This is a genomic window from Streptomyces sp. P17 (assembly GCF_032436805.1).
Classification (GTDB): Bacteria; Actinomycetota; Actinomycetes; order Streptomycetales; family Streptomycetaceae; genus Streptomyces.
Genome location: NZ_JAVRBF010000740.1, coordinates 1 through 276, shown reverse-complemented (window position 1 = coordinate 276; position 276 = coordinate 1). Strand labels below are relative to the sequence as shown.

Sequence of the window (276 nt, the reverse complement as noted above, 5' to 3'; positions counted from 1 at the left end):
ATGCACCGCCTGGAGCGTGAATTCATGGACGAGTTCTCGACGCCCTCGGGCTGCGTCGGCCTGCTGGTCGCGTGCGCGGAGATGCTGAACCATATCGAGGCCAGCGACCTCGACCCGCAGCACGCCCGCAACATCGAAGCCATCGCGCAGCGCGGCCTCGATCGCTTCTTCGCGGCAAATTCCGCGAAGGACACAGCCCGAAGCGTTCAGGCCGCGATCCGGTCGTGACGTGTCGTCACGCCGCGGCGCGATCGCTCTGCTCTAGAGCTTCGGTTC

General features: G+C 65.9%; 1 protein-coding gene. It reads left to right on the top strand.

Translation table 11 applies throughout. The features are described from left to right. Nucleotides 1-228, top strand: a 228-nt coding sequence (locus tag RMT89_RS42765) for a hypothetical protein (RefSeq protein ID WP_315889157.1), incomplete at its 5' end; no start/stop codon positions are given. Between the last annotated feature and the right edge of the window lie 48 nt (nt 229-276).